Raw genomic sequence first — 6,000 nt, 5'->3', positions numbered from 1 at the left:
CAGTTTTTTTAACAGGCTAGGAAAAGCCCTATTAGACACCACGGATTTGTATTGTTCATCTTCATTATAAGCTAAACTTCTTTTTCTGTCATGAGTTAGCAGGCTCTGCCTGCTTAGAGTTTTTTTAGTTCTAAGAACGCCATCTTGACCAGATGGTTTTCTTGTCCATTATTGGTGATGGTTAAGACCTCACCTGTCGTATCTTCGCGCATACTAAAGCTATGGAAAGCCAAATCATCTGAGAAATAGTTACTATCGACAATTGCGATAGCGTATACTGGGGCAATGTGTTTGTAACTTTGGTGGGTATCACCTTCACGTTGGCGCATTTTTTCAAGATTTTGATTGACCTGACTACATAGGTAAGCCCACAGGCGATTGATGAAAAAATTCTGATGATGCACCTGAATCTCAATAATTACTTGCGTTCCATTATCTAGTTCAGCCAAAACATCTATACTTGTATAGAAGTCCTGTGCCGAGTACGGTAGGGAAGGCAAGACATGAATGTTACTTCCCTCCAAAATCGTCACATTTTTAGCTGGTAAATCCAGCATATCGCGAATAAATTGACAAGTGATTTCCGGATTGCTAAAAATCTTCTTAGCAACCAAGTCATTGGTCGGGCTGATGCCCGGATGACGTACAGTCATATTTCTTCTCCTTTCATTATAGCACATTTTTAAATCTAGGTTTACTAGATTTGATGCTTCTATCTATTTATTCGGAAAAAGTAGAAAAAGTAGAGAAAATTAGGAGAAATTTCAAACTATATTATTTATCTGAAAGCGAGGACGCTCACCATAGATATTATAACCCTGATAAAAACAAAAGAGCTAGCCTAAGCTAACTCTTATCCTATGCGGAGAGAGGGACTTGAACCCTCACGACCTAAAGCGGTCACAGGATCCTTAGTCCTGCGCGTCTGCCAATTCCGCCATCCCCGCGTCGATTACTTTACTAGTATATCAACTTTTGGGATGCTTGTCAACACTTTTTTCAAATTTTCTAACTTCCTAAATTTAACTTCCTAAATTTCACAGCGAAATCTTCTTTTGAATTATTGGAGATTGAATACAACCCAGAATTTTTAATAAAACTGGAGCGATACATCCGAAAAGAACTGCAAAAGGCGCCCATCCATGTTGGCTTGTAGGACGTATAGGTAATTGCGAAGAAGTAGAGGTTGGATGAGTGAAAAGGTAATGATGTTGACATTTTGTAGCAAAATGATTCTTTTTTTCGAAACTTGTGATAAAATAAGATATATTTTTGAAAGATATAGGTGTATTATGAACGAAATATTAAACCGTTTCATAGTTAAATATGTTTTTAATGGAAAAATTTTGAAAAACGTATTGAAAATTGCCGCTTCTATGTTTTCACTTGTCGACCTTAGTGCTCTCATAGTATCACTAATAAATTTTGATATAAAATTGATTGAAAATTATAGACAATCAATCATATTTTGGCTCATAATTATTAATATTGCAGTATTGTGTGTAACTGGTTATTTTTTCTACACATACTATAAACTTTCTTTGGAGTTTCGAAACTTTACAGCCAAACTCTCCTCCACTTCTGAAAGAATACTAAAAACTCATAATATTTTTTTAGAGAGGCTTGAGAAAGATGTAGAGAATTATACGGATATTATCCAAAACACCTACGACAGGATAGGTTCAAATACAAATGTAAGCATTTTTCAACGCTTTAAGATAGGCAAAAACTTAGTCTCTAATTTTAGTAAATATATGACTGTTAGAAGTAAAGAATACTTGAATGAGATATTTAACGAACTCACAGAGGTGTTCGATGCTGTTTTTTCGGAGACTACAAATATTGACCTAATGTTTTTTGAATCTGATTTGTCTGTTAAGAATTTAAATAGCTCACAAATTTATTGTGCCTTTGTGGATAGACGAAGAATATCAGAAAGAAGAGGAACGACTGCTACTATAGAACCAGCATTAATTGATACTTATAATAATGTTTTTAGAACAGGAAAATGTTACTACTACGATTCAGATAACAATACTCTTATATTAGCTATATCTCCATTAACAACTAGTAAGGATATCACAATTTACGGTTTTCTAAAAATTAAATTTCCTAAACCAATTGACAAAGGGTTGTTAAATAAAATAATAATCCCTTTCACTATTGCAAATATTGAGTCTGTGAGTTATTATATAAACAGGCTTTGCGCATACACAATAGCTCTGAGATATAACATGCAGAGCAATACACTAAACTTTATCAATCATGACAGAAACAAAACTGCTCAATTAGAAATAGAGAGTTGGTTTTATAAAGGGTTTGATTTTCTAGCTATGATTAGAAAAAATTATTAAGGAGGTGTAATATATGGCATACGCTAAAAGAAAGACACAAATTATCGAGGAAGAAAAATTAACGCCCGCCCAACGAAAGTATAAAGCTTTGATGGAGAGTTCTGCCAGTCCTGCTGTTATAGTTAGATCAAATTTAGCTAAAAAGTATTACGAGGAAGGCGATATGGTAAGGTATAGAATCATGCTAAAATTAAAATAATCTGCCTCAAGAGACTGGGCAAAAACCGACTTTTAACTATCAAAAAAACGAGCATTTCCGTAATTGGATATGATCGTTTTCTTATGTCATGGTTTACAATTAGAATTAGAACAAAACAATATGTAAAGATTACAATACAAATCAGTTAAGTTTGGAAGTAAATCTAGCCTACGATATTCCAACACTTTTTTCATTCCATCAACCAAATTACTCTAAAATTTCATTTAGCTCTTCATCTACTAACTTAGCTCCGAGTGTATTTTTGAAATGACCTAGGGCAAATTGATGATTTTCAGACCAGATGGAAGCAACAGCTGGTTTAACAATCTCGATGTCATATCCTAGATTATAGGCATCTATAGCTGTATGCAGGACACAAATATCCGTCAAGACACCTGTTAAAATAACTGTAGAAATTCGACGCTCTCTCAAACGGATATCCAGATCAGTCCCTGAAAAAGCTGAGTAATGGCGTTTATCCATCCAAAAGACACGACTGTCTGAACCATGCTCTTGATAAAAGATCCCCAAATCTCCATATAAATTCCGTCCGCTCGTCCCAATCAGATTATGAGGAGGAAATAGCTTGCTTTCTGGATGGAAACAATCGTTTTCTTCATGAGCATCAATGGTAAAGAAGATGTAATCTCCTCTTTCAAAAGCTAATCGAGTCACCTTGCTAATGGCTTCCGAAATAGCCTGGGCTGGAGCACCTGCTGTCAATTTTCCACTATCAGCAACAAAATCTTCTGTATAGTCAATCGAAATTAAAGCCTTAGTCATTAGTAATCTCTTTTCTTCACTTCTTCAAAAATATCTGAAATCAAGACCTTAAGGTAGGTTCCCTTCATTCCAAGTGAGCGACTTTCAATAATCCCTGCAGACTCAAGTTTACGAAGGGCATTGACAATCACAGAGCGAGTGATTCCGATACGGTCTGCAATTACAGACGCAGTTAACTGCCCTTCATTTCCATTTAATTCCCCTAAAATTGCTGAAACAGCACGGAGTTCGGAGTAAGAAAGGGTATTAACCGCCATGGTGACAGCAGTACGGCGACGAATATTTTTCTCATCTTCTTCACGTTGGAAGTTGAGGAGTTGAATCCCAACAACGGTACTGGCAATCTCAACAAGAATCAAGTCCTCATCTTCGAATTTTTTATCATTGCGCCAAATAATCAAAGAACCAAGGCGAATCCCCGATACATGAATCGGAGCAATGGTCGTCAAGCCATCTGGAAAATCGTTTCTACTCTCAACAGGAAAAACACTCATATCATGCTCAACAGGCAAGTTTGCTTCTGTTTCGTAAATCATATTAGCCCCTTGAACGTAGTCATCTGGGAAAATCTTAGTCTGGAAGAATTGCTCAACACGATCATTATTTGTCTTATAGCGCATAAAATAGCCAAGCAGACGTCCCTTACTATTGATAATGCAGGCATTGCAATGAATAATATCCGCTAACTGACGCGTAATAGCGTTGTAAGGCAGCTCATCCTGCAACTGCTCCTCTGAGCGCTTCAAAATTGATGTAATCTTTCTTGTTTTTTCTAATAAATGTGCCATTTTTCACCTCGAATTTAATCGCTATCATTATAACATAAAAACGTTTCTTTTTCAATAATTATCTGAAAATTCCTTATTGACTTGCAATTTTTAAAAACAAGAATATTTTTAACTAAATTGTTCCTTTTCTATTGACAAGCTGCCTGTTTTTGTGTATCATAACATTATAAAAAGATAATACAACAATTTTATTTATCTTTTTTCACATTCGGTCTCCTTATATAAAAAAGCGATTCATTTTGAATCGCTTTTTCTTATTTATCGCCCTTGTTACGAATAACAAAGCCTGTTTGCTTTTCACTTGAAGTAGTGCGTGGTTTTTTATTATCCTTACGGTAACGTCTGTCTTTATCAAAACGATCGTTGCCACGACTTCCTTTTTTGAAATCATCACGGCGACCACCACGACGGTTGTCTCCTCGGCGATTATCACGACGGTCATCTCCACGACGACCTCCCTTAGCCTTACCACCAAAGCCATTACCTGATGGTTTAAATGGCAGTGGTTTTTCACGCGCAATCTCCACTTCTGGAAGGCTATCTGGATCTTGAACAGTCAGACTCAAGATATACATTGCCAATTCTTCTGGAGTAAATTCGGCAGCTAGCTTACGAGCATCCTTACCAAATTTCTCAAAGTTGGCACGGATAGTCTCATCTGCAAAATCACGTTCGATTTTCTTGAGAGCTACCTGTTTTTTAGCTTGGAAAGCTTCTTCTGCACTTGCAGGTTTGAGACCTTTCATGCGTTTCTTGGTCAAGTTTTCAATAATTTGAAGGTAGCCCATTTCGTTTGGAGCAACGAAGGTAATTGATTGACCTGATTTACCAGCACGACCTGTACGACCGATACGGTGAACATAACTTTCAGGATCTTGTGGAATATCGTAGTTGTAGACATGGGTCACACCTGAAATATCCAAACCACGTGCTGCCACGTCTGTTGCAACCAAAACATCGAGATTACCATTTTTGAAGTCACGAAGGACACGAAGGCGTTTGTTTTGGTCTAGGTCTCCATGAATTCCTTCTGCACGGAAGCCACGGATTTTCAAACCACGAGTCAATTCATCTACACGGCGTTTTGTACGACCAAATACGATGGCAAGTTCCGGTTGTTCCACATCCATAAGACGGGTCATGGTATCAAATTTTTCTTGTTCTTTAACACGAATATAGTATTGATCAACCAATTCTGTTGTCAATTCCTTGGCAGCAATCTTGACATGCTCAGGTTCTTTCATAAACTGAACACCGATACGTTTGATAGCATCTGGCATAGTTGCTGAGAAAAGCAAAGTTTGACGGTTCTCAGGGACTCGGGAGATGATAGCTTCAATGTCTTCAAGGAAGCCCATGTTGAGCATTTCATCCGCTTCGTCAAGGATAAGCGTTTCAATATCTTGTAATTTCAAGGCCTTGCGTTTAATCAAGTCCAAAAGACGACCCGGTGTTCCCACCACGATATGGGCACCAGATTTAAGAGCCTTAATTTGTTTTTCAATGCTTGATCCGCCATATACTGAACGGACTTTGACTCCCTTACTACGACCAAAGCGGAAGAGTTCTTCTTGACTTTGGACAGCGAGCTCACGAGTTGGAGCGATCACCAAGGCTTGGATAGTCGCTTCTTCTGTACGGATTTTTTCAAGGGTAGGCAAGCCAAAGGCTGCAGTTTTTCCTGTACCAGTCTGAGCTTGACCGATAACGTCCTTGCCTTCAAGGGCCAAGGGAATAGTTTGTTCTTGGATCGGACTAGCTTCTACAAAACCAGCTTTTTCAATCTCTGCTAGCAAATCAGCAGACAAGTTTAAGTCATTAAATTTCACGTTATTCTTCTTTCTAAAGGTGGTGCGAAGCCACCCTATAGGGCTTA

5 protein-coding genes, 1 tRNA gene and 1 pseudogene are annotated in these 6,000 nt (G+C 37.6%); 2 read left to right on the top strand and 5 right to left on the bottom strand.

The annotated features are described in order from the left end of the window. Positions 1-119: 119 nt before the first annotated feature. Together PCY12_RS08065 and PCY12_RS08060 are read right to left on the bottom strand one after the other, a co-directional pair. Positions 120-653: pseudogene (locus PCY12_RS08065) on the bottom strand (PD-(D/E)XK nuclease family transposase); the annotation flags it as partial. A 208-nt stretch (positions 654-861) separates the two neighbouring features. Further along, positions 862-947: transfer RNA gene (locus tag PCY12_RS08060), tRNA-Leu, on the bottom strand. 345 nt (positions 948-1,292) lie between these two features. Between PCY12_RS08060 and PCY12_RS08055 the strand changes: the two genes are divergently transcribed. Continuing rightward, positions 1,293-2,354: a hypothetical protein gene (locus tag PCY12_RS08055; protein ID WP_301352401.1), complete on the top strand. Its 1,062-nt coding sequence runs from the start codon at positions 1,293-1,295 to the stop codon at positions 2,352-2,354. Positions 2,355-2,367: 13 nt separating this feature from the next. Further along, positions 2,368-2,553, top strand: coding sequence for a hypothetical protein (locus PCY12_RS08050; protein WP_301352399.1), 186 nt, complete (start codon positions 2,368-2,370; stop codon positions 2,551-2,553). A gap of 207 nt (positions 2,554-2,760) precedes the next feature. Here the strand turns inward: PCY12_RS08050 and PCY12_RS08045 are convergent, their stop codons facing one another. The 3 genes from PCY12_RS08045 to PCY12_RS08035 form a co-directional block, all read right to left on the bottom strand. After that, positions 2,761-3,336, bottom strand: coding sequence for a cysteine hydrolase family protein (locus PCY12_RS08045; protein WP_301352398.1), 576 nt, complete (start codon positions 3,334-3,336; stop codon positions 2,761-2,763). After that, positions 3,336-4,124: a GTP-sensing pleiotropic transcriptional regulator CodY gene (codY, locus tag PCY12_RS08040; RefSeq protein WP_301352396.1), complete on the bottom strand. Its 789-nt coding sequence runs from the start codon at positions 4,122-4,124 to the stop codon at positions 3,336-3,338. The genes PCY12_RS08045 and codY overlap by 1 nt, the downstream gene beginning before the upstream one ends. Positions 4,125-4,378: 254 nt before the next feature. Next, the gene (locus PCY12_RS08035) at positions 4,379-5,953 is read right to left on the bottom strand and encodes a DEAD/DEAH box helicase (RefSeq protein ID WP_301352394.1); all 1,575 of its coding nucleotides are present in this window, start codon (positions 5,951-5,953) and stop codon (positions 4,379-4,381) included. Between the last annotated feature and the right edge of the window lie 47 nt (positions 5,954-6,000).

It is taken from the genome of Streptococcus sp. SPS1 (assembly GCF_030439915.1).
In the GTDB taxonomy this organism is placed as follows: Bacteria; Bacillota; Bacilli; order Lactobacillales; family Streptococcaceae; genus Streptococcus.
The sequence above is the reverse complement of the archived record's forward strand: the minus strand, read 5'-3'. Positions and strand labels throughout refer to the sequence as shown.

Coding starts and splice junctions, on each gene's coding strand:
- PCY12_RS08045 (WP_301352398.1), bottom strand. CDS start 3,336: ATGACTAAGGCTTTAATTTCGATTGACTATACAGAAGATTTTGTTGCT.
- codY (WP_301352396.1), bottom strand. CDS start 4,124: ATGGCACATTTATTAGAAAAAACAAGAAAGATTACATCAATTTTGAAG.
- PCY12_RS08050 (WP_301352399.1), top strand. CDS start 2,368: ATGGCATACGCTAAAAGAAAGACACAAATTATCGAGGAAGAAAAATTA.
- PCY12_RS08055 (WP_301352401.1), top strand. CDS start 1,293: ATGAACGAAATATTAAACCGTTTCATAGTTAAATATGTTTTTAATGGA.